Origin of the sequence: Pseudomonas tohonis, from assembly GCF_012767755.2 — a bacterium.
GTDB lineage: Bacteria > Pseudomonadota > Gammaproteobacteria > Pseudomonadales > Pseudomonadaceae > Metapseudomonas > Metapseudomonas tohonis.
Window position 1 is genome coordinate 5,572,009 of the sequence record NZ_AP023189.1, and the last position, 20,428, is coordinate 5,592,436.

A 20,428-nucleotide genomic window follows, 5' to 3' on the forward strand; every position below is an offset into this window, starting at 1 on the left:
CCTACAGCGGCTCAAAGAGCGGAGAGGAAGGTGCTACCCGTGGCCTGCCACTGGGCGATATCGACGCGGATGCGTTTCTTGTCCAGTTTGCCGACGCTGGTCTTGGGAATTTCAGTAACAACGGCGATCTGGCTGGGAATGGCCCATTTATTGATGTGACCTTGCTCTACGAAAGGCTTGAGGTGCTCCTTGAGCGCCTTGGCGTCCAGGGCCTGGCCTTCACGCAGCACCAACAGGGCGAAGGGGCGTTCGCCCCACTGCGGATCGGGCACGCCGACCACCGCCACTTCGCGCACCGCCGGGTGCCGGCTGACCAGGTCCTCCAGCTCCAGGGAGGAGATCCACTCGCCGCCGGTCTTGATCACGTCCTTGATGCGGTCGCGGATGTCGATGAAACCCATGCTGTCGAGGGTGGCGACGTCGCCGGTGTGCAGCCAGCCACCTTCCCACAGCTCCAGGCTCTTCTCCGGCTCGCGGAAATAGCCCTGGGTCAGCCAGGGCGCACGCAGCACCAGCTCGCCCTGGGATTCGCCGTCGGCGGGAAGGAAGGCGCCCTCGGCGTCGATGACCGCGGCATCCACCAGCGGCACCGGCACGCCGGCCTTGATGCGGTAGGTGGTGCGCTCATCCTCGCTGCCGGCCAGCAGTTCGTCGTTCATGTGCGCGCAGGAGATCATCGGGCAGGTCTCGGACATGCCGTAGGCGGCCGTCAGGTGGATGCCGCGTGCCTTGGCCGCGTCGTACAGCGAGCGGTTCAGCGAACTGCCGCCGATGATCAGCTTCCAGCCACCGAAGTCCACGCCCTGCGCGGCCTTGGCGTTCATCACCATCTGCAGGATGGTCGGCACGCAGTGGGAGAAGGTGACCTTCTCGCGACGCCACAGCTCCACCAGCAGCTCGGGGTCGTAGCGGCCGGGGTAGACCTGCTTCACCCCCAGCATGGTCGCCACGTAGGGCACGCCCCAGGCGTGCACGTGGAACATCGGGGTGATGGGCATGTAGACGTCATCGTTGGCCATCAGCCGCGGGCTGTGCACCGAGCCCATCATGCTGGCCATGGCCATGGTGTGCAGCACCAGTTGGCGGTGGGTGAAATACACACCCTTCGGGTTGCCGGTGGTGCCGGTGGTGTAGAAGGTGGTGGCCAGGGAGTTCTCGTCGAAATCGGGGAAGTCGTAACGGGTGGAGGCCCCGGCCATCAGCGTCTCGTACTCGCCGACGAGGTTCGGCAGGTCGGCGCTCTTGTCGGCCGCGTCGGTCAGCAGGAGGGTCTTCTCGACCGTGGTCAGCTGGCCCTCGATGGCCTTGTAGATCGGCACGAACTCGCTGTTGACCAGCACGAAGCGGTCCTCGGCGTGGTTCATGGTGTAGAGGATCTGGTCCGGTGAGAGGCGGATGTTGATGGTGTGCAGCACCGCGCCGATCATCGGGATGGCGAACATGCACTCCAGGTAGCGGTGGCTGTCCCAGTCCATCACCGCCACCGTGTCACCCGCCTTCACACCGGCCTCGGTGAGCAGGTTGGCGAGCCGCGCGACGCGCTCGTTGAAGGTCGCATAGCTGTAGCGGACCAGATCGCGGTAGACGATTTCCCGGGTCTTCTCGTAGCGGCTGCCGGAAAGCAGCAGGCCTTTGATCAGCAAGGGATACTGGTAGGCGTTGTCGGCCGGTTTGATGACTCGGGTCTGCACCATGGAAATGCACCTGCGCGCGAGGATGTAGTTATTGATTTCCCAGCACTCTAGGGCGCTGCGTCCAGGCATAAATCAGTCAAAAGAATGATTTGTACGTGACCCTTTGGCCACTTTCGGTCACGAGATAGAATCGACCCCATCGGCCAGTCTCGGCCCATCACCCGAAGAGGTAGGAACAAGATGTCTGAGATCGTAATCGTCAGCGGCGCCCGCACTCCGATGGGCGGCTTCCAGGGCAGCCTCGCCGGCGTATCCGCCGTCGACCTGGGCGCCCTGGCGATCCGTGAAGCCGTGGCCCGCGCCGGTATCGACGCCGCCGACGTGCAGGAAGTGATCATGGGTTGCGTGCTGCCCGCCGGCCTCAAGCAGGGCCCGGCCCGCCAGGCGTCGCTGAACGCCGGCCTGCCCGCCGCCACCGGCTGCACCACCATCAACAAGCTCTGCGGCTCCGGCATGAAGGCCGTGATGCTGGCCCACGACCTGCTCAAGGCCGGCACCAACAGCGTCATGGTCGCCGGCGGCATGGAGAGCATGTCCAATGCTCCCTACGTGCTGGAGAAGGCCCGCACCGGCCTGCGCATGGGCCACGGCGAGATCAAGGACCACATGTTCCTCGACGGCCTGGAAGACGCCCGCACCGGTCGCCTGATGGGCTCCTTCGCCCAGGAGACCGCCGACAAGCACGGCATCATCCGCGAGGAGATGGACGCCTACGCCATCGAGTCCCTCAAGCGTGCCCAGGCCGCCATCGCCGAGGGTGCCCTCGCCGCCGAGATCGTCCCGGTCACCGTCACCACCCGCAAGGGCGAGACCCTGGTGAAGGACGACGAGCAGCCGCTGACCGCCAACCTCGACAAGATCCCGACCCTGCGCCCGGCCTTCCGCAAGGACGGCACCATCACCGCCGCCAACGCCAGCTCCATCTCCGACGGCGCCAGCGCCCTGGTGCTGATGACCGCCGAGGAAGCCCAGCGCCGTGGCCTCAAGCCCCTGGCGAAGATCGTCGGCCACGCCACCCAGAGCCAGGACCCGAGCGAATTCACCCTCGCCCCCATCGGCGCCATGACCAACCTGTTCAGGAAGACCGGCTGGAGCAAGGACGACGTGGACCTGTTCGAGATCAACGAAGCCTTCGCCATGGTCACCATGCTCGCCATGCGCGAACACGGCCTCGACCACGCCAAGGTCAACGTCTACGGCGGCGCCTGCGCCCAGGGCCACCCGGTGGGCTCCACCGGCTCGCGCATCATCCTCACCCTGATCAACGCCCTGCGTAACAAGGGCGGCAAGCGCGGTGTCGCCTCGCTGTGCATCGGCGGCGGCGAAGCCACTGCGGTGGCGGTGGAACTGCTGTAACCCGCCCGCGCAGCCAACCAAAAGGGGCTCCCGGACCAACGTCCGGGAGCCCCTTTTCATTCCGCCCGGACGCGCCTCAGGCGGGCACCGCCTTGGGCGCGTGGGCCGGCGTCCTCGGGAAGGCCAGCGCCGCCGCGAAGGTCAGCGCACCGAACACCGCCAGCACCAGGTACAGCCCCACCAGCCCATGGCGCGGTTCGATGAAGGCGATCATCGGGATGGCCGCCGCACTGGCGCCGAAGGACAAGAAGTAGCGCAGCGCGAAGACCCGCGCCTGCCACTGCGGCGCGACGAAGTTCGCCACCATCGCATCGTTCACCGTCACCTGGCCGAACACCGCGAACATGAAGGCGGCGCCCAGGGCGATCACCGCCCAGCCATCGGCATAGGCCATGGCCACCAGCAACGGCCCCTGGCAGAGGGTCATCACCACGAACGGCAGCTTCAGGCTGTAGCGATCCAGCACGCGGCCCATCAGCAACTGCGCCACGGCACCGAAGGCGTAGGCGATGCTGACCACGATGCCGAGGCTTTCCGGCGAGGCGAACAGGTCCACCAGGCGCTCCTGGAACAGCTTCGGGTAGGTCATGGTCGAGGCATTGAAGATCACCCCGCCGGTGGCCGTCACCAGCGCCAGCACACCGAACACCAGGCGCATCGACACCTGCCCCGCCCCGCCAGCCCGATGGGTGCCGGCCGCTGCGACGGGAGACGCCTCGTCCCGCACGCAGAGGGCGAACCACACGCCAATGGCCACCGACAAAGCGCCCGGCAGGATGAACGCCGCGCGCCAGCCGAAATGCGCGGTGAGAAAGCCCGTGACCAGCGCCGAGAACGCCACGCCCAGGTTGCCCCACATGCCGTTGATGCCGATTTCGCGACCACGGTTCTGCGCATGGGCCACCAGCATCGCCGTGCCCACCGGGTGGTAGATGGCGGCGAACACGCCCATCAGCGTCAGCCCCGCCACCAGCATCGGCGTGCTCTGGCTCAGCCCGGTGAAGATCGCCGCGCCGCCGATGCCGAGGAAGAACGCCAGCATCATGTGCCGGCGGCTCCATTTATCCCCCAGCCAGCCGGCCGGTAGCGAGCAGGCCCCGAAGGCGATGAAGCCGCCGAGGGACAACCCGATCAGTTCGGCGTACGACAGCTCGAAGGTGGCGGTCATGCCCAGCACGGCGGCGGGGAAGATGAGCATGAACATGTGGTCGATGATGTGGGCGGCGTTGACGAAGCGGATGACGGTACGCGGTCGGTTCATGGCAGTTTCGCTGCTGTTTGGTTGTTGTGGACCGCCATGCTAGGTTGGCCGCCCAGCCACGTTCTGCCAAAAAGATCATCGGATCGGCCATGTTCATCGACCATCTGCCCCAGGGCCGGATCGGCGCCGTCGCCCTCGACTACCCCGACGGCGCCCATGTCGACCTGCACCTGCACAGCCAGGCGCAATTCCTCTACGCGGCGCAGGGGCTGATGCGCCTGGTCACCGAGGCCGGCGCCTGGGTCATCCCGCCGACCCGCGCGGTGTGGATCCCACCGGGCATCGAGCACCAGATCTTCATGTCCGGGCAGGTGCAGATGCGCACCCTCTTCATCGCCGCCGAAGCCGCACCACCGAGCCTCGATGCCTGCTGCGTGCTGGCGGTACCGCCGCTGCTGCGCGAGCTGATCCTGCGCCTGGTGGCGCTGGAGGCCGGCGATACCGATGACGAACACCGCAGCCTGGTGCAGCGCCTGATCCTCCACGAGATCGCCGCCCTGGAGCGCATGCCCCTGCACCTGCCGATGCCTCAGGATCGTCGCCTGCAAGCCATCTGCCTGGAGCTGCTGGAAACCCCGGAGAGCACCCGCACCCTCGACGACTGGAGCCTGGAGGTGGGCGCCAGCACCCGCACCCTGAGCCGGCTGTTCGCCCAGGAACTGGGCATGAGCTTCAACGACTGGCGCCAGCAGCTGCGCCTCACCGAAGCCCTGCCGCGCCTGCTCGCCGGGCACGGCGTGCAGCAGGTCGCCCACGACCTGGGCTACGGCAGCGGCCGCGCCTTCAGCGCCATGTTCCGCCGCCTGCTGGGGGAAAACCCGAGGGAATACGTGGCCAGCCTGGGGTTGCTGGCGACGCTGGAGAAGGAGTGAGAAGAGCCCGGATTGAAGTCCGGGCTACGGGGTTGGACGTAGAGCGGTGAAGGGCTTCGCGAGCACAGCTCGCTCCTACGGGGAGCACCCTGCGTTGCGGTGCAGCCCGTTACTTCATCGAGGTGAACGCCAGCTTGACCCCGAGCCCCACCAGCACGGCGCCCATCAGCCGGTCGAACCAATGGCCCATGCGGGCGAAGCCGCTGCGCACGCGCTGCTGGCTGAACAGCAGCGCCACCAGGCAGAACCAGATGGCCGTGGCGCAGGCCAGGTAGAGGCCGTAGCCGGCCTGGATGGCCAGCGGGGTGTGCGGATTGATGACCACGGTGAACAGCGAGAGGAAGAACAGCGTCGCCTTGGGGTTCAGCCCGTTGGTGATGAAGCCGGTGACGAAGGCCCCGCGCGGGCTGCGCTCGGCGGCGGTCGGCTCGGCCTCGGTGGCCATCGGGTCGGCCGGCTTGGCGCGCAGCGCCTTGATGCCGATGTACAGCAGGTAGGCCGCTGCCAGCCATTTCAGGGCATTGAACGCCACGATGGATTGGGAAACGATCAGCCCGATCCCCAGCAGCGAATAGGCCACATGGACGAAAATGCCGGTGCCCACGCCGATCGCCGTCCAGGTGCCGGCACGGCGACCATGGGCGACGCTCTCGCGTACCACGATGGCGAAATCCGGGCCGGGGCTGGCCACGGCCAGCAGGTGGATCAAGGCAACGGTGAGGAATTCCGCCCAGTACATGCGACCTCCTGAGAATGGGTTGAGCTGATAGGCTGGCAACCTTACGCCTACATCTGCCTCGGAAAAAGGTACAGCTGATGACCAACAGCCTCCGCGCGGTCTTCCTCGACCACGCCTCCCTCGATCTCGGCGATCTCGACCTCACGCCATTGCGCCAGCAGTTCGCCGAACTGGAGCTGCACGACCAGACCGGCCACCGCGATGTCGTCGGGCGCCTGCGCGGCGCCCAGGTCGCCATCAGCAACAAGGTGACCATCGATGCCGCCGCCATCGCCGAGCTGCCGGATCTGAAGCTGATCCTGGTCAGCGCCACCGGCACCAACAACATCGACCTCGCCGCCGCCCGCGCCCGTGGCATCACCGTCTGCAACTGCCAGGGCTACGGCACCCCGTCCGTGGCCCAGCACACCCTGATGCTGCTGCTCAACCTGGCCACCCGCTTCGTCGACTACCGCGAAGCCGTACGCCAGGACCACTGGCAGAAGGCGACCCAGTTCTGCCTGCTGGACTTCCCCATCGTCGAACTGGAGGGCAAGACCCTCGGCCTGCTCGGCCACGGCGAACTGGGCAGCGCCGTGGCGCGCCTGGCCGAAGCCTTCGGCATGCGCGTGCTGCTCGGCGCCCTGCCCGGCCGCCCGCCTCGCGCCGACCGCCTGCCCCTGGCGGAACTGCTGCCCCAGGTGGACGCCCTGACCCTGCACTGCCCGCTCAACGAGCACACCCGCAACCTGATCGACGCCGAGCAACTGGCGCTGATGAAGCCGGGCGCTTTCCTGGTCAACACCGCGCGCGGCGGCCTGGTCAACGAGCACGCCCTGGCCGACGCCCTGCGCAGCGGCCACCTGGGCGGTGCCGCCACCGACGTGCTGACCCAGGAGCCCCCGAAAGACGGCAACCCGCTGCTGGCCGTGGACATCCCGCGCCTGATCGTCACCCCGCACAACGCATGGGGCAGCCGGGAGGCGCGCCAGCGCATCGTCGTGCAGATGGCGGAAAACCTCGAGGCCTGGCTGAAGGAAACGCCTCGCCGCACGGTCAGCTAAGGCCTACAAGATTCTGATAAAATTCGCGGCTTTTATCAGGATCTACCCCATGGACCCGCGCAGCGAAGTACTGCTTCGACAGGCCGACCTGTTCCTCGGCCCGCTGCTCCTGGCGGGCCTTCCCGCCGACGACCTGCTGGGCGAACTGCCCCAGGCACGCGGCTGGACCTGGCACGCCGGTGAGCAGGCCGCCCTGGACGCCCGCTTCCCCGGGCGTTGCGAATTCACCGTCAACGCCCCCGACGCCCCCTTCGAAGCCGCCGTGCTGTTCCTGCCCAAGTCCCGCGAGCTGACCGACTACCTGCTCAGCGCCCTGGCCGCGCGCCTGCCCGGCAAGCCGCTGTACCTGGTGGGCGAGAAGCGCGCCGGCATCGAACGCGCCGCCCGCCAGCTGGAACCCTTCGGCAAGCCGCGCAAGCTCGACAGCGCCCGCCACTGCCAGCTGTGGCTGGTGCAGGTGGAGCAGGCACCGGCGACCCCGGACCTGGAGGCCCTGGCCCAGCGCTACAGCCTCGAACTGGCCGACGGCCCGCTGCAGGTGGTGAGCCTGCCCGGCGTGTTCAGCCATGGCCGCCTGGATCGCGGCAGCGCGCTGCTGCTGGACAACCTGGCCAAGCTGCCCACCGGCAAGGTGCTGGATTTCGGCTGTGGTGCCGGGGTGCTCGGCGCTGCGCTCAAGCGACGTTATCCACAGAGCCAGCTGGTGCTGCTGGATGTCGACGCGTTCGCCGTCGCCGCGAGCCGCCTGACCCTGGCCGTCAACGGCCTGGATGCCGAAGTGATCGCCGGCGACGGCATCCACGCGGCGCCCAAGCTGCTTTCGGCCATCGTCAGCAACCCGCCCTTCCACCAGGGCGTGCACACCGACTACCAGGCCAGCGAGACGCTGCTGCGCGAAGCCGGGCGCCACCTGCTGGTGGGGGGTGAACTGCGCCTGGTGGCCAACAGCTTCCTCAAGTACCAACCCCTGATCGAACAGGCGTTCGGCGGCTGCCGCACCCTGGCCGAAGGGGAGGGTTTCCGCATCTACAGCGCCCGCCGCTGACAGGCGGGCACCCGCGCACCCTTCATACTCGAGCGGCACCCGATAGCCGCAACACGCCCGGCGAAGAACCGGGCATCTGGAGTTTTTCTTGACTGACCTCGACACTGCCGCCCCCACTGCCAGCAGCGGCCTGCACCGTTCGCTGAAGCCACGCCACCTGAACATGATCGCCATCGGCGGCTCCATCGGCACGGGCCTGTTCGTCGCCTCGGGCGCCACCGTGGCCAACGCCGGCCCGGGCGGCGCCCTGCTCGCCTACGCGTTGATCGGGGTGATGGTGTACTTCCTCATGACCAGCCTCGGCGAAATGGCCGCGCACATGCCGGTTTCCGGCTCGTTCAGCACCTATGGCAGCCGATTCGTCGACGATGGCTTCGGTTTCGCCCTGGGTTGGAACTACTGGTACAACTGGGCGGTGACCATCGCCGCCGAACTGGTGGCCGCGCAGCTGATCATGAGCTTCTGGTTCCCAGACACCCCGGGCATCTATTGGAGCGCGCTGTTCCTGGCGCTGATGTTCCTGCTCAACGTCATCTCGGTGAAGGGGTTCGGCGAAAGCGAGTTCTGGTTCGCGCTGATCAAGGTGGTCACGGTGGTGATCTTCATCGTCATCGGCCTGGCCACCATCTTCGGCGTGATGAGCGGCATGGAATCCCCAGGCTTCAGCAACTTCACCCAGGGCGATGCGCCCTTCGTCGGCGGCCTGCAGGCCATGGTCGGGGTGGCGATGATCGCAGGCTTCTCGTTCCAGGGCACCGAGCTGATCGGCATCGCCGCCGGCGAATCGGAGAACCCGCGCAAGAACCTCCCCATCGCCATCCGCCAGGTGTTCTGGCGCATCCTGATGTTCTACATCCTGGCGATCTTCGTGATCGGCATGCTGATCCCCTACACCGACCCGAGCCTGCTGCAGAACGACGCCAGCGACATCAGCGTCTCGCCCTTCACCCTGCTGTTCGAGCGCGCCGGCTTCGCCGCGGCCGCCGGGGTGATGAACGCGGTGATCCTCACGGCCATCCTCTCGGCCGGCAACTCCGGGATGTACGCCTCGACGCGGATGCTCTACACCCTCGCCATGCAGGGCAAGGCGCCGCGCCTGTTCGCCCGCGTCTCCGCCAGCGGCGTGCCGCGCAACGCCCTCTACGCCACCACCCTGGTGGGCGCGCTGTGCTTCTTCACCGCCGCCTTCGGCGAGTCGACCCTCTACACCTGGCTGCTCAACACCTCGGGCATGTGCGGCTTCATCGCCTGGCTGGGCATCGCCATCTCCCACTACCGCTTCCGCAAGGGCTACCTCTTGCAGGGCGGCCGCCTCGAAGACCTGCCCTACCGCGCCAAGCTGTTCCCCTTCGGCCCGCTGTTCGCCTTCGCCCTGTGCCTGGTGATCACCCTCGGGCAGAACTACGAGGCCCTGGTGGGCGAGCGCATCGACTGGGCCGGGCTGACCGCCACCTACATCAGCCTGCCGCTGTTCCTCGCCATCTGGTTCGGCTATCGCCTGAAGAACGGCAGCCGCACCGTGCGCTACGCCGAGATGGACGTGCGCGCCACGGACAGCTGACCAACAGCGCAACGGCGGGCTTGCCGGGCACGCCCGCCTTGTGCAAAATGCGCCCCGTCCTAGGGGAGTAGTCTCCCGCGAGCGCCCTGCTCGCCAGGCACGCGTCAACATACTTGGTCCACAGACCATGGCGCGTGCGACCCAAGCCTGCCTAGACAGGCCAGCGGTTTGACAAGACCTATGACACACACAACCTGACCCGGGGCGGGCAGATTGCGTGTGTCATGGTGATTAGTCGACCCGCCCCCCGTAGGAACCCTGATGCTGGAATCCCTGTTCGTCCCCACACTGATCGTCGCCCTGGCGGAAATCGGCGACAAGACGCAGCTGCTCGCCCTGCTGCTGGCCGCGCGCTTCCGCAAGCCCTGGCCGATCATCTGGGGCATCGTCGCCGCCACCCTCGCCAACCATTTCGCCGCCGGCGCCGTGGGCAACTGGGTCGCGAGCTTCTTCTCCGCCGCCACCCTGAGCTGGATCCTCGCCGCCTCCTTCGTCGCCGTGGCCCTGTGGACGCTGGTTCCCGACAAGCTGGACGACGACGAGGAATCCGGCCTGAAGAAATACGGCCCCTTCCTCACCACCCTGATCGCCTTCTTCCTCGCCGAGATGGGCGACAAGACGCAGGTCGCCACGGTGATGCTGGCCGCCCAGTACCCGCACTTCATCCTCGTGGTGGCGGGCACCACCCTGGGCATGCTGCTGGCCAACGTGCCGGTGGTGCTGGCCGGCAACTTCGCCGCCGACAAGCTGCCGCTGACCCTGATCCGGCGCCTGGCGGCCGCCGCCTTCGGTGCCCTGGCCCTCTACGCCGTGTACAAGGCGCTGACCCTCGGCGCGGCCTGAGCCGCGTCACCGGCCTGACGCCAGTTCGCTGGCGTTTCGGCCAATGGCAGCGCCGCGCCAACTGGTAGATTCCTCGCCCTACTGCCGGCCCGGCCAGGGAGGAGGAAAAGCAGATGACGTCGACCGACGACCGCAAGCGCGTGGCGCGCCAGCATATCGACCTGTCCTGGAACAAGGGGCGCGTGGCGCTGGCCGAGCAGCTGCAGAGCAAGGACTTCCTCTACAAGAGTTCGTTCATGCCCGGCCCGCTGGACGGCGAGGGCTACCGCGAGATGGTGCTGAAGATCCGCGATGCCATGCCCGACCTGGAAGTGGTGGTGGAGGAGTGCATCGCCGAGGACAGCCACGTCTTCACCTGGTGCACCCTGATCGGCAGCATCCACAAGCCGGCCCTCGGCTACCCGCCCAGCGACCGCATCCTCAGCATTTCCGCCATGGCCTTCTGGACCTTCAACAGCCGGGGCGAGGTGCAGGAGATCTGCACCATGTTCGACATGGAAAGCTTCCGCGCCCAGCTCGGCCTGAGCAATCGCGCCTACGCGGAAAAAGCCCTGCCCTGATCCGCCCTCCGCCGTAGCCCGGGCTTCAGCCCGGGACGCCCCGCCCGACGCGCTCAGAGATAACCGTTCTCACCGAACCAGCGAATGGTCCGAGGCCGGTGGCGCCAAGGACTGCGATCTTCACGGGAAAGCCTCGATCCAAAGCACGCCGCCTGCGTTATGCAGGCGGCGGCGAGCAGTCTAGGTCGGCCTTTCCAGGCCCGCCAGCGTCACTTGCCCTTGGCTTGCTGGTAGAACGGCATGACCTTGGGAATGGCCGCCTGGAGGGAGGCGATACGCGAGCTGGAGGACGGGTGGGTGCTCATGAACTCCGGCGGTGCGCCTTCGCTGGCCTTGCTCATCTTCTGCCACAGGCTGATGGCGGCGTTGGGGTTGTAGCCGGCGCGGGCGGACAGCTCGAGGCCGATCAGGTCCGCCTCGTTCTCGTTGGCGCGGCTGTTGGGCAGGGTCATCAGGTATTCCACGCCGGTGTTGGCCAGTTGCAGACTCTCGTTGCCTGCCCCCAACAGTGAACCCAACTGGGTCCCCATCTGCACGGCATAGGCCTTGGACATCGCCTCGCGGCCGTGCTCGCGCAGGGCGTGGGCGATCTCGTGGCCCATCACCGCCGCCAGCTCGTCGTCGGTGAGCTTGAGCTGATCGATCAGGCCGCTGTAGACGATGATCTTGCCGCCCGGGCCGCAGTTGGCGTTGAGCTCCTCGCTGTCGATCACGTTGGCTTCCCAGGCCCAGCTGCCGGCATCGGGACGGAACACCGTGGTCTGGGCGATCAGCCGCTTGGCGATGGCCGAGACGCGCTTGGCGTCCGCGCTGTTCTTGTCCAGCACGCCCTGCTGCGAGGCCTCGGAAAGGGTCTGCTGGTAGGACTGCGCGTACATCTGGTTGACCTGCTGCTCGGACAGCATGCTGAACATGTACTGCTTGCGCTCGACGCCGACCGCACCGCCGCTGGTGGTGTTGACCGCCTGGCATCCCGCCAGCAGCAGGGGCAGCGCAAGGCTGCCGATGATGTGAGACTTCGCCACTGTGACTCTCCTTTGAAAACTGCGCCGTACTCTATGCCTGCGCCACGACCCGGAGCAACCGCATCCCTTGCCATCCAGCGACTTGCGTTCTTTTCTTGTGAAGCAGGCTCATGCTTCGGCGACTGTCGGCCGATATGCCATGGACACAGGCTGTACCTGAGACTCCGGGAGTTCCCATGAAATTCAGATCGATCCAGTTTTCGGTCGCGACGCTGGCCGGCGCCAGCGTGCTCGCCGTGGTTGTGGCCCTCGTGCTCTATGCGCTGTTCGCCGGTGCACGCACCCAGGAGCTGGTACAGACACGCACCCAGGCGCTGCTGGAGCAGATCATCAGCGAACGCCTGATCAGCCTGGCCGCCTCCCAGGTCGCGGACATCCAGCGCGAACTGGCCTACCCGATGACCGTGGCCAGCAGCCTGGCGCAGACCAACGCCCTGGCCGGCGAGACCGACGAGAGCGGAGCCGTGGCGATGGACAGCAGCCGCCCGGAGATGATCAACCTGCTGCACCACATCCTCGCCAACAACCCCAAGCTGCTGGACGCCTATATCGGCTGGGAACCCAACGCCTTCGGCGAGGATGCCAACTTCGTCAACCAGAAAGGGCATAACGCTGTCGGCCGCTTCATTCCCTGGTGGTACCGCGACGCCAGCGGCAAGCTGGTGATGGACGTGCTGGGCGATACCCTGGAAAGCGTCAAGCCGCTGCCCACCGGCGTGCGCGAAGGCGAGTACTACCTCTGCCCGCGCGACACCAAGCGCCCCTGTGTGATCGACCCGGCGCCCTACGACATGGGCGGCAAGATGGTGATGCTGGCCTCCTTCAACGCACCGATCCTGGTCAAGGGCCAGTTCCGCGGCATCGCCGGCGCCGACCTCTCCCTCGACTTCATCCAGCAACTGCTCACCAGCGCCAACCAGAAACTCTATGGCGGCGTCGGCGAGATGGCCCTGCTCTCCAGCAACAAGCGCCTAGTGGCCTACACAGCCGACGCCAGCAAGCTCGGCGAGCCGGCGGACCGGGTGCTGGGCAGCGCCGTGGCGGACAACCTGCGCTCCCTCCAGGGCGACCAGCCCGCCTACGAGATCGATCGCGACAGCGGCCGCATCCTGCTGCTGGTGCCGTTCAAGGTGGCCGATACCGATGCCACCTGGTACCTCAGCCTGAACATGCCGCTGGAAACCGTCATGGCGGACCTGCACAAGCTGGAAAGCGACCTCTCCAGCCAGCGTGACGAGGACATCTTCGGCATGACGGTGGTGGGCCTGCTGATCGCCGCCCTCGGCCTGGTGGTGATCTGGTTCGTCGGCTTCGGCATCGCCAGCCCGCTGCGGCAGATGGTGACCATGCTCGACGACATCGCCCAGGGCGAAGGCGACCTCACCCGCCGCCTGCACTCCGATCGCGCCGACGAGCTGGGCTCCATCGCCAGCGGCTTCAACACCTTCCTGGCCAAGCTGCAGTCGATGATCAGCCAGGTAGTGAGCTCGGTGCAGAAGGTCAGCGACTCCTCGGAGCACACCGCCGACATCGCCATCCGCACCAACCAGGGCGTGCAGAAACAGCTGGCGGAGATCGAGCTGGTGGCCACCGCCGTCCACGAGATGACCGCCACCGCACAGGACGTGGCGCGCAACGCCACCCTCGCCGCCGAGGCCGCCAGCCATGCCGACCAGGCCGCCAACCATGGCAAGCGCATCGTGCAGAGCACCACCGAGGCCATCACCGCCCTGGCCGGCGAGATCAGCCGCGCCGTGGGCGTGGTGCAGAACCTGGCCAAGGACAGCGAGAACATCAACGCCATCCTGGTCGCCATCCGGGGCATCGCCGAGCAGACCAACCTGCTGGCGCTCAATGCCGCGATCGAAGCCGCCCGCGCCGGCGAGCAGGGCCGAGGCTTCGCCGTGGTGGCGGACGAGGTGCGCAACCTGGCGCAGAAGACCCAGCAGGCCACCGAAGAGATCCAGACCATGATCCAGCAGCTGCAGCAGGGCACGCGGGACGTGGTCAAGGTGATGCAGGACAGCCAGGACAAGACCGACACCAGCGTGCAGTCCGCCAGCGAGGCGGCCCATGCGCTGGAATCCATCACCCAGGCGGTGTCGGTGATCAACGACATGAACACCCAGATCGCCAGCGCCGCCGAGGAACAGAGCGCGGTGGCCGAGGACATCAACCGCAACGTCACCAACATCGGCCAGGTGGCCAACGAAGTGGCCGGCGGCGCCGACGAGGCCTCCCAGGCCAGCGCCGAGCTGACCAAGCTGGCCGAGCAGCAGCGCCGGTTGATCAATCAGTTCAGGGTGTAGCGCTTCAACCCGTGCATGGGGCGGGTTCATTCGCGAATGAATTCGCTCCCACCGGCTCTTCCCCGCCACCACGCCTGTAGGGGCGACTTCAGTCGCCAAGGGCAACGCAGTTGCCCCCTTCCCTTCGCCTGTCCCGCATGAGTCCGATGAGCAGCCCTGCGGGCTGCCGGGCGAATGAATTCGCCCCTACAAGGCACGCCCTGTAGCCCGGGCTTCAGCCCGGGAAGATTCGATCACGCGGGCGTCAGGCACTCCGGCCCATCCAGCTTGGGGTCGTTGACCAGGGTGGCCAGCGCCCGCTCACGCAGGGGGGGCGAGGCCGCGGTGAGCATCGCGCGCAAGTCGTCGGGGGCCGTGTCAGCGGCCAGCCAGGCCTGCTGGCCGGCCTCGTCCAGTACCAGCGGGCGGCGCAGGTCGGCGGCGGGGCGGGTGATCATCGCCAGGCTCAGGTACTCGGCATCGCCCACCGGAAAGGGCTCCCAGAGCGCGGCGAAATGCAGCAGCGAGGTCTCGCCGCTGACCCAGTACGGCCGCTTGCGCACGCCACGCCATTCATAGAAGCCGTTGGCAGGGATCAGGCAGCGGCGCTGCCGGAAGGCATCGCGGAACATCGGCTGCTCGACCAGGGTTTCGGCGCGGGCGTGGGCGGGGGTCTTCGAAAGGTCGGTGAGCCAGGCCGGGGTCAGGCCCCAGCGGGCCAGGTCCAGGCGGCGCTCGCCGGCCTGCTCGCGCAGCATCAGCACCCGTGCGCCGGGCGCCAGGTTCCAGTGCGGCTGCTGCTCGGCGGGGAAGCCGGGCAGCGCGGCGAAAGCGGGCGACCAGCGAAACAGGGCGAAGCGTCCGGACATGGGGCGAGGGGCTCGGGCAGGTTCAGCACAGCAGGGCGCCGGGGTAGCTGTCGGGCTCGTCGCCCGGCACGGGTTGCGCGGCATTGTACGCGGCGATCAGCAGCCGTGCCCGGTCGGCGTCCTCGTCCTCCACCAGCAGGCCCAGCAGCCCCATCAGCGGCAGTTCGCCGATACCGCCCAGCAGGTGCCCGCCCGCCAGGTGGGCCTCGACGCCCTCGCTGGCGAGCATGCCCAGGAGCAACTGCGCCTCGATCAGATCACCCGGCTCGTAGATGCGCTGCATCAGTCGTCCTCCCGGCCTACGTCCAGGCTCCAGTCCTCGCCATCGGTGGCCAGCGCGAAGACGATGGGCCGGCAGCACACCGGGCAATCCTCGATGTACTGCTGGTCGCCTGCGGAAAGGTCGAGGACCGCTTCCACCGGTTCGCCGCAATAGGGGCATTCATAGGCCTGGGTTTCCAGCATGCGAAACTCCCGTGTGACTTGGGCGTATAATCGCCGGTCTATTTCAGGCCCCGTGATTCGGGGCTCCACCCTTATCTCCAGCCGCAGCACAACAAGAGAACACGATGGGCGAATTCGAAGCCATCCGACCCTACGACGATGCCGAGGTGGCCGAGGTGCTCGCGCGCCTCTCCGCCGACCCGGCCTTTCTCGGCGCCCTCACCCGTTTTCGTTTCCCCCGCCTGGCAGGCCCGCTCGGCTGGCTGCTCAAGCCTGTTATAGCTCATCGCCTGCGCCGCGAGTTCCATGGCATCGCCTCGGTCACTGCCCTGCAGGACAAGATCGAACCCTATGTCGACCGCACCATCGAGCGCGCCACCGACGGCGTGACCTACTCGGGCGTGGACAAGCTCACGCCCGGCAGCCCTTACCTGTTCGTCGCCAACCACCGCGACATCGTCATGGACCCGGCCTTCGTCAACTACGCCGTGTACCACGCCGGGGTGCCCACACCGCGCATCGCCATCGGTGACAACCTGCTGCAGAAGCCCTTCGTCAGCGACCTCATGCGCCTGAACAAGAGCTTCATCGTGCACCGCAACCTGGCGGGCCGGCGCGAGAAACTGGCGGCCTTCCAGCTGCTGTCCGCCTACATCAACCACTCGATCCGGGTGGACGGCCAGTCGATCTGGATCGCCCAGGCCGAGGGCCGCGCGAAGGACGGCGACGACCGCACCGATTCGGCGATCCTCAAGATGTTCCACATGAGCCGCAAGGACGAGCCCTTCGCTTCGGTGATCCACGACCTGCACGTGGTGCCGGTGTCGATCAGCTACGAATACGACCCCTGCGACCTGGCCAAGGCTCGCGAGCTCTACATCCGCGCCACCACCGGCAGCTACGAGAAGGCGCCGGGCGAGGACGACACCAGCATCGCCCTGGGCATCACCGGCTACAAGGGCCGGGTACACATCGCCTTCAACGACGAGATCCGCGAGGACATCGGCGACGCCAAGCTGCTGGCCGCGGAGATGGATCGCCGCATCCTCGGCGGCTACCGCCTGTTCCCCGTGCACTACCTGGCCTACGCCCTGTGGAGCGAGCGCGACCCGGCGCTGGCGGTGCCGAAACTGGAAAGCCTGTTCGGCAACGACGAGATCGCCCGCGCCCGCGCCGAATGGCAGAAGCGCCTCGATGCGTGCCCCGAGGAACAGCGCCCCTGGCTGGTGTTGCAGTACGCGACGCCCGTGCGCAACCAGTACCGCATCAAGGCCGGCCTGCCGCTCTGATCGTTGCGCGCAATGCAAAACGGCGACCCCAGGGTCGCCGTTTTCATGTGCATCGGGGCGCTGCCCGCGATGGCCTCAAAGCTGGGTGCTGGCCCAGGAAACGCCCAGCGCCACCGCCAGGCTGAAATAGCCGAAGGCATAGAAGAAGCGGTTGAGCCGCAGGGTGGACTCGTCCGGCATCAGCGCTGGCTGCGCCACGCCCTCCAGTTCGCTGTCGGCGGCCAGGCGGCCGGCGACACGCTGTTCGCGCAGGCGGGTGGCGACCAGCAGCCAGGCGCCGACCAGGGCGAAGAACAGCGCCAGGGCGTTGACCACCTGATGGGGATGGGCGAGGTAGGCAGACCAGAGGTCCTGCAGGGACATCTTCAACTCCGAGCAGGCGCGGCCTGCGAGGTGGAAATGCGGCCGCGCGGGGAGCGGGCCATCCGGATTCGGCGGCGAGTCTACCCGAGCACCCCGCCTCCCTGCTGCGTTTCCGACGAATCGCGCGGGCAAGAAAAAGCCCGGCGCGAGGGCCGGGCTCCTTCACAGCGGGTAGTGCCTCACTGCGCCAGCATCTGCCCGATGGTCGGGTCCTTGAAGGCGCGGGTCAGGGCATCGCTGAGCACACCGGAAACCAGCTTGGTGTTGGTTTCCTGGTTCGGCGCGGTGCCGAACTGCTGGGCCAGCGACGCGCTGTAGCGGCCGCTGTAGCGACGGCTGGCGTTCTGCACGTCGACGCGGAAGGTGGCGCTGATATCGGCCTTGGTCACGTAGACGCCTTCCTTGGGCGACTGGTACTTCAGGTCGGCCAGGGTCAGGGTCAGCTGCGGCGCATTGAAGGCATTGGGCGAAGGCGTGAAGCCCAGCAGGCGCACGGCGGCCTCGGCCTCGGTCTGCAGGCGCGGCAGGATGTCCTGGCCCTGGACGGTGATGTTGCTGGTGTCCGCATAGAGGCCACCACGGGTGCCGAGCACCGGGGAAGAACGGCCGTCGGCGACGCGAACCACCACCGGCTGGCCTTGGCCGACGGGGGTCAGCGGGCCGGTGAGCTTGGGTTGCGGGCTGAGTTGTTGCGGGCTGAGGGCACAGCCGACCAGGGTCAGGCTGAGGCCGGCCAGCAGGCCGAGCAACGCGCGATTCAGCATGCTTGTTTCTCCAGGTTGGACGCGGAAGGCCGGGAGTATAACCAGCCGGCACGCCTACTGACAGAGCGCTGGCAGTGGCCTGGAATCAGACCGCCGGGAAGCTTGCCGGGTTCCTGTAATGCCCTTGTCACGCGGGGGTGGGATAAAGCGGCGTACCCAAGGAGAAAGCCATGATGATGTTGCTCTGGTCCCTGTTCGCCCCCCGCGCCAAGATCCGCTGCTTCGCCCTGCTCGACGACAAGGGCGCCTGCCTTGGCTTCCATCAGAGCGCCGAAGCCCCCGCCCGTGGCAACTGGGTCGAGGTCCGCGAGCCGCGCCTGTCCTGGATCGGCCAGCCTCTTCCGACCGCCGCCCCGCTCAAGCGGGTCGTCCGGCAGGCACGCGGAGCGCGAGCGTTGGCGGCCTGACCGATGGATGAATAAAAGTCACGTACAAACGCTCATTTCCCCCGATTTCTTCGCTACAATCGCCCCCCGATTATAAGGTCGTCTCCTGATCGGGCCTCGCAACACCGGCCGATGCACTCGCTCGGCACCCGCACAGCCCCACAGAGAGCCGTCCACTTTCGCGCTGCCATTGCTGGCCTGCCGCACCTTCCGCCCGAAATGCAGATTCTTTTGCATGGACGCAGCGCAACTCCGCGCTGATGGAAGCGGCCTGCCCCCGGTAGGCGATTCTTTTGAGGTTCACGTCTCCAAAAGAGCGTGAGATGACGGTTTTTCACTACTTCACGAGAGAGTGGCGAGCAAATGGCGCAAGACGATTACCAAGCAGTGGACGTGTTGCTGGTCGGGGCCGGCATCATGAGCGCCACACTGGCGGTCCTGCTGAAGGAACTCGATCCGGGCATCAAGCTGGAAATCGCGGAACTCCGCGAATCCGGTGCCATCGAGAGCTCCAACCCCTGGAACAACGCGGGTACCGGCCACGCCGGCCTGTGCGAGCTGAACTACACCCCCCAGGCCGCCGATGGCTCCATCGACATCAAGAAAGCGGTCCTGATCAACACCCAGTTCGAAGTCTCCAAGCAGTTCTGGTCCTACCTGAGCGGCAAGCAAGGCTTCGGTTCGCCGCGTGACTTCATCAACTCCGTGCCGCACCTGTCCTTCGTGCGCGGCAAGGACATCCCCTTCCTCAAGACGCGCTTCGAGGCCATCACCAAGCACCACGCCTTCGCCCATATGGAGTACTCGGAAGACCGAGCCACCCTGGCCGAATGGATGCCGCTGATGATGCCCGGCCGCCCCGCGGACGAAGCGGTCGCCGCCACCCGCGCGGCCAATGGCACCGACGTCAACTTCGGCGCCCTGACCAACCAGCTGCTGCAGTACCTCGCCACCCAGGCCGATACCCGCGTCAGCTACTTCCAGAAGGTCACCGACCTCAAGCGCACCGACGAGGGCTGGAAGGTCAGCATCAAGAACACCCAGAGCGGCGCCAGCCGTGAAGTCTCCGCGCGCTTCGTGTTCCTCGGCGCCGGCGGCGGCGCGCTGCCGCTGCTGCAGCTGTCGGGCATCCCGGAAGGCAAGGGCTTCGGCGGCTTCCCGGTGAGCGGCCAGTGGCTGCGCTGCGACAACCCCGAAGTGGTCAAGCACCACCAGGCCAAGGTCTACAGCCAGGCCGAAGTGGGCGCCCCGCCGATGTCCGTGCCGCACCTGGACACCCGCGTGGTCGACGGCAAGAAGTCCCTGCTGTTCGGGCCCTACGCCGGCTTCACCACCAAGTTCCTCAAGCACGGCTCCTTCCTCGACCTGCCGCTGTCGGTCCGCCCGAGCAACCTCGGCCCGATGCTGGCCGTGGCGCGCGACAACATGGACCTGACCCGCTACCTGATCAAGGAAGTGATGCAGTCCCAGGAACAGCGCCTCGATGCCCTGCGCAAGTTCTACCCGGAGCTCGATCCGGCCGACTGGCGCCTGGAAGTGGCCGGCCAGCGCGTGCAGATCATCAAGAAGGACGCCAAGAAAGGCGGCATCCTGCAGTTCGGCACCGAGCTGGTGGCCGCCGAGGACGGCAGCATCGCCGCCCTGCTCGGCGCATCGCCGGGTGCCTCGGTGACCGTCTCGATCATGCTCAACCTGATCGAACGCTGCTTCGCCGAGCAGGCCCGCTCGGCCGAGTGGAGCGCCAAGCTGAAGGAAATCTTCCCCGCCCGGGAGAAGGAACTGGAAGCCGACGCCGAGCTCTACCACCGCGTCAGCCAGGAGTCGGACGCCCGCCTGGGCATCGCGACCGCCAAGCCGGCCGAAGCCAGCGCCGCCACCGCGGGCTGAGCTTCAGCGCCATGAAAGAACCGCCCCTCGGGGCGGTTTTTTCGTTCCGGGCCGGACCTCCAGGCCATGTGGGAGCGGTTTCAACCGCAAAGGTCCGGGCACGGACCCGATCGCGAATGAATTCGCTCCCACAAGGACC

At 67.0% G+C, this 20,428-nt stretch carries 20 protein-coding genes, 1 pseudogene and 1 riboswitch; of the genes and pseudogenes, 12 read left to right on the forward strand and 9 right to left on the reverse strand.

Translation table 11 applies throughout. The features are described from left to right. Positions 1 to 11 precede the first annotated feature (11 nt). Positions 12 to 1,694, reverse strand: a complete 1,683-nt coding sequence (locus HSX14_RS25605; RefSeq protein WP_173172621.1) for a fatty acid--CoA ligase — start codon at positions 1,692 to 1,694, stop codon at positions 12 to 14. Between the two features lie 180 nt (positions 1,695 to 1,874). Between HSX14_RS25605 and HSX14_RS25610 the strand changes: the two genes are divergently transcribed. Further along, entirely contained in the window at positions 1,875 to 3,050 is a 1,176-nt protein-coding gene (locus HSX14_RS25610; RefSeq protein WP_173172619.1) for an acetyl-CoA C-acyltransferase, read from the forward strand. A 76-nt stretch (positions 3,051 to 3,126) separates the two neighbouring features. Here the strand turns inward: HSX14_RS25610 and HSX14_RS25615 are convergent, their stop codons facing one another. Next, complete coding sequence (locus tag HSX14_RS25615; protein WP_173172617.1) at positions 3,127 to 4,311, reverse strand: MFS transporter; 1,185 nt, start codon at positions 4,309 to 4,311, stop codon at positions 3,127 to 3,129. A gap of 89 nt (positions 4,312 to 4,400) precedes the next feature. Between HSX14_RS25615 and HSX14_RS25620 the strand changes: the two genes are divergently transcribed. Beyond that, a complete protein-coding gene (locus tag HSX14_RS25620; RefSeq protein WP_173172615.1) occupies positions 4,401 to 5,183 on the forward strand; it encodes an AraC family transcriptional regulator in 783 nt (260 codons plus the stop codon). A gap of 109 nt (positions 5,184 to 5,292) precedes the next feature. On the opposite strand, the gene HSX14_RS25625 is transcribed toward HSX14_RS25620, so the two are convergent. Continuing rightward, a complete protein-coding gene (locus tag HSX14_RS25625) occupies positions 5,293 to 5,922 on the reverse strand; it encodes a LysE family translocator (protein ID WP_173172613.1) in 630 nt (209 codons plus the stop codon). 77 nt (positions 5,923 to 5,999) lie between these two features. Here HSX14_RS25625 and HSX14_RS25630 point away from each other — a divergent pair, with 77 nt between their 5' ends. The 5 genes from HSX14_RS25630 to HSX14_RS25650 all read left to right on the forward strand — a co-directional run bounded on the left by HSX14_RS25630 (position 6,000) and on the right by HSX14_RS25650 (position 10,974). Next, positions 6,000 to 6,965, forward strand: coding sequence for a 2-hydroxyacid dehydrogenase (locus HSX14_RS25630; RefSeq protein ID WP_173172611.1), 966 nt, complete (start codon positions 6,000 to 6,002; stop codon positions 6,963 to 6,965). Positions 6,966 to 7,014: 49 nt separating this feature from the next. Next, positions 7,015 to 8,010 (forward strand): methyltransferase, encoded by a 996-nt coding sequence (locus HSX14_RS25635; protein WP_173172609.1) that lies wholly within the window; start codon positions 7,015 to 7,017, stop codon positions 8,008 to 8,010. Positions 8,011 to 8,173: 163 nt separating this feature from the next. Further along, on the forward strand, positions 8,174 to 9,571 hold the full coding sequence (locus tag HSX14_RS25640; protein ID WP_420803762.1) for an amino acid permease: 1,398 nt from the start codon (positions 8,174 to 8,176) through the stop codon (positions 9,569 to 9,571). 50 nt (positions 9,572 to 9,621) lie between these two features. Beyond that, a riboswitch (yybP-ykoY riboswitch) is annotated at positions 9,622 to 9,741 on the forward strand. A gap of 94 nt (positions 9,742 to 9,835) precedes the next feature. After that, a complete protein-coding gene (locus tag HSX14_RS25645; RefSeq protein WP_173173108.1) occupies positions 9,836 to 10,414 on the forward strand; it encodes a TMEM165/GDT1 family protein in 579 nt (192 codons plus the stop codon). A gap of 113 nt (positions 10,415 to 10,527) precedes the next feature. After that, on the forward strand, positions 10,528 to 10,974 hold the full coding sequence (locus HSX14_RS25650; protein WP_111260954.1) for a ketosteroid isomerase-related protein: 447 nt from the start codon (positions 10,528 to 10,530) through the stop codon (positions 10,972 to 10,974). A 209-nt stretch (positions 10,975 to 11,183) separates the two neighbouring features. Here the strand turns inward: HSX14_RS25650 and HSX14_RS25655 are convergent, their stop codons facing one another. Next, entirely contained in the window at positions 11,184 to 11,999 is an 816-nt protein-coding gene (locus tag HSX14_RS25655; RefSeq protein ID WP_173172605.1) for a M48 family metallopeptidase, read from the reverse strand. 1,346 nt (positions 12,000 to 13,345) lie between these two features. On the opposite strand from HSX14_RS25655, the pseudogene HSX14_RS31740 reads away from it, so the two are divergent. Beyond that, positions 13,346 to 13,402, forward strand: a pseudogene (locus HSX14_RS31740) (hypothetical protein); the annotation flags it as partial. Between the two features lie 201 nt (positions 13,403 to 13,603). Further along, positions 13,604 to 14,308: a methyl-accepting chemotaxis protein gene (locus HSX14_RS31745; protein ID WP_416367183.1), complete on the forward strand. Its 705-nt coding sequence runs from the start codon at positions 13,604 to 13,606 to the stop codon at positions 14,306 to 14,308. Between the two features lie 233 nt (positions 14,309 to 14,541). Here HSX14_RS31745 and HSX14_RS25665 read toward each other — a convergent pair whose 3' ends face one another. The 3 genes from HSX14_RS25665 to HSX14_RS25675 are packed head-to-tail and all read right to left on the reverse strand — an operon-like array spanning position 14,542 to position 15,621. Beyond that, a complete protein-coding gene (locus HSX14_RS25665) occupies positions 14,542 to 15,156 on the reverse strand; it encodes an SOS response-associated peptidase (protein WP_173172601.1) in 615 nt (204 codons plus the stop codon). 22 nt (positions 15,157 to 15,178) lie between these two features. Continuing rightward, entirely contained in the window at positions 15,179 to 15,439 is a 261-nt protein-coding gene (locus HSX14_RS25670) for a putative signal transducing protein (RefSeq protein ID WP_173172599.1), read from the reverse strand. Then, positions 15,439 to 15,621, reverse strand: coding sequence for a CPXCG motif-containing cysteine-rich protein (locus HSX14_RS25675; protein ID WP_173172597.1), 183 nt, complete (start codon positions 15,619 to 15,621; stop codon positions 15,439 to 15,441). Before HSX14_RS25675 ends, HSX14_RS25670 begins: the two co-directional genes overlap by 1 nt. A gap of 104 nt (positions 15,622 to 15,725) precedes the next feature. Between HSX14_RS25675 and HSX14_RS25680 the strand changes: the two genes are divergently transcribed. Continuing rightward, positions 15,726 to 16,889 carry a 1-acyl-sn-glycerol-3-phosphate acyltransferase gene (locus tag HSX14_RS25680; RefSeq protein ID WP_173172595.1) on the forward strand — a complete coding sequence of 388 codons (1,164 nt, stop codon included), beginning with the start codon at positions 15,726 to 15,728 and terminating at the stop codon, positions 16,887 to 16,889. Positions 16,890 to 16,964: 75 nt separating this feature from the next. Here HSX14_RS25680 and HSX14_RS25685 read toward each other — a convergent pair whose 3' ends face one another. Further along, positions 16,965 to 17,252 (reverse strand): hypothetical protein, encoded by a 288-nt coding sequence (locus HSX14_RS25685; RefSeq protein ID WP_173172593.1) that lies wholly within the window; start codon positions 17,250 to 17,252, stop codon positions 16,965 to 16,967. Between the two features lie 179 nt (positions 17,253 to 17,431). Further along, positions 17,432 to 18,016, reverse strand: coding sequence for a YajG family lipoprotein (locus HSX14_RS25690; protein WP_021222263.1), 585 nt, complete (start codon positions 18,014 to 18,016; stop codon positions 17,432 to 17,434). A 170-nt stretch (positions 18,017 to 18,186) separates the two neighbouring features. Between HSX14_RS25690 and HSX14_RS25695 the strand changes: the two genes are divergently transcribed. After that, entirely contained in the window at positions 18,187 to 18,423 is a 237-nt protein-coding gene (locus HSX14_RS25695) for a hypothetical protein (RefSeq protein ID WP_228723496.1), read from the forward strand. A 342-nt stretch (positions 18,424 to 18,765) separates the two neighbouring features. Further along, on the forward strand, positions 18,766 to 20,289 hold the full coding sequence (mqo, locus tag HSX14_RS25700; RefSeq protein WP_173172591.1) for a malate dehydrogenase (quinone): 1,524 nt from the start codon (positions 18,766 to 18,768) through the stop codon (positions 20,287 to 20,289). The last annotated feature ends 139 nt before the right edge of the window (positions 20,290 to 20,428 follow it).

Bases quoted from the DNA above. Each gene is read 5' to 3' on its own strand.
- HSX14_RS25605 (WP_173172621.1), bottom strand. From the start codon at position 1,694: ATGGTGCAGACCCGAGTCATCAAACCGGCCGACAACGCCTACCAGTAT.
- HSX14_RS25610 (WP_173172619.1), top strand. From the start codon at position 1,875: ATGTCTGAGATCGTAATCGTCAGCGGCGCCCGCACTCCGATGGGCGGC.
- HSX14_RS25615 (WP_173172617.1), bottom strand. From the start codon at position 4,311: ATGAACCGACCGCGTACCGTCATCCGCTTCGTCAACGCCGCCCACATC.
- HSX14_RS25620 (WP_173172615.1), top strand. From the start codon at position 4,401: ATGTTCATCGACCATCTGCCCCAGGGCCGGATCGGCGCCGTCGCCCTC.
- HSX14_RS25625 (WP_173172613.1), bottom strand. From the start codon at position 5,922: ATGTACTGGGCGGAATTCCTCACCGTTGCCTTGATCCACCTGCTGGCC.
- HSX14_RS25630 (WP_173172611.1), top strand. From the start codon at position 6,000: ATGACCAACAGCCTCCGCGCGGTCTTCCTCGACCACGCCTCCCTCGAT.
- HSX14_RS25635 (WP_173172609.1), top strand. From the start codon at position 7,015: ATGGACCCGCGCAGCGAAGTACTGCTTCGACAGGCCGACCTGTTCCTC.
- HSX14_RS25640 (WP_420803762.1), top strand. From the start codon at position 8,174: ATGATCGCCATCGGCGGCTCCATCGGCACGGGCCTGTTCGTCGCCTCG.
- HSX14_RS25650 (WP_111260954.1), top strand. From the start codon at position 10,528: ATGACGTCGACCGACGACCGCAAGCGCGTGGCGCGCCAGCATATCGAC.
- HSX14_RS31745 (WP_416367183.1), top strand. From the start codon at position 13,604: ATGACCGCCACCGCACAGGACGTGGCGCGCAACGCCACCCTCGCCGCC.
- HSX14_RS25665 (WP_173172601.1), bottom strand. From the start codon at position 15,156: ATGTCCGGACGCTTCGCCCTGTTTCGCTGGTCGCCCGCTTTCGCCGCG.
- HSX14_RS25670 (WP_173172599.1), bottom strand. From the start codon at position 15,439: ATGCAGCGCATCTACGAGCCGGGTGATCTGATCGAGGCGCAGTTGCTC.
- HSX14_RS25675 (WP_173172597.1), bottom strand. From the start codon at position 15,621: ATGCTGGAAACCCAGGCCTATGAATGCCCCTATTGCGGCGAACCGGTG.
- HSX14_RS25680 (WP_173172595.1), top strand. From the start codon at position 15,726: ATGGGCGAATTCGAAGCCATCCGACCCTACGACGATGCCGAGGTGGCC.
- HSX14_RS25685 (WP_173172593.1), bottom strand. From the start codon at position 17,252: ATGTCCCTGCAGGACCTCTGGTCTGCCTACCTCGCCCATCCCCATCAG.
- HSX14_RS25690 (WP_021222263.1), bottom strand. From the start codon at position 18,016: ATGCTGAATCGCGCGTTGCTCGGCCTGCTGGCCGGCCTCAGCCTGACC.
- HSX14_RS25695 (WP_228723496.1), top strand. From the start codon at position 18,187: ATGATGATGTTGCTCTGGTCCCTGTTCGCCCCCCGCGCCAAGATCCGC.
- mqo (WP_173172591.1), top strand. From the start codon at position 18,766: ATGGCGCAAGACGATTACCAAGCAGTGGACGTGTTGCTGGTCGGGGCC.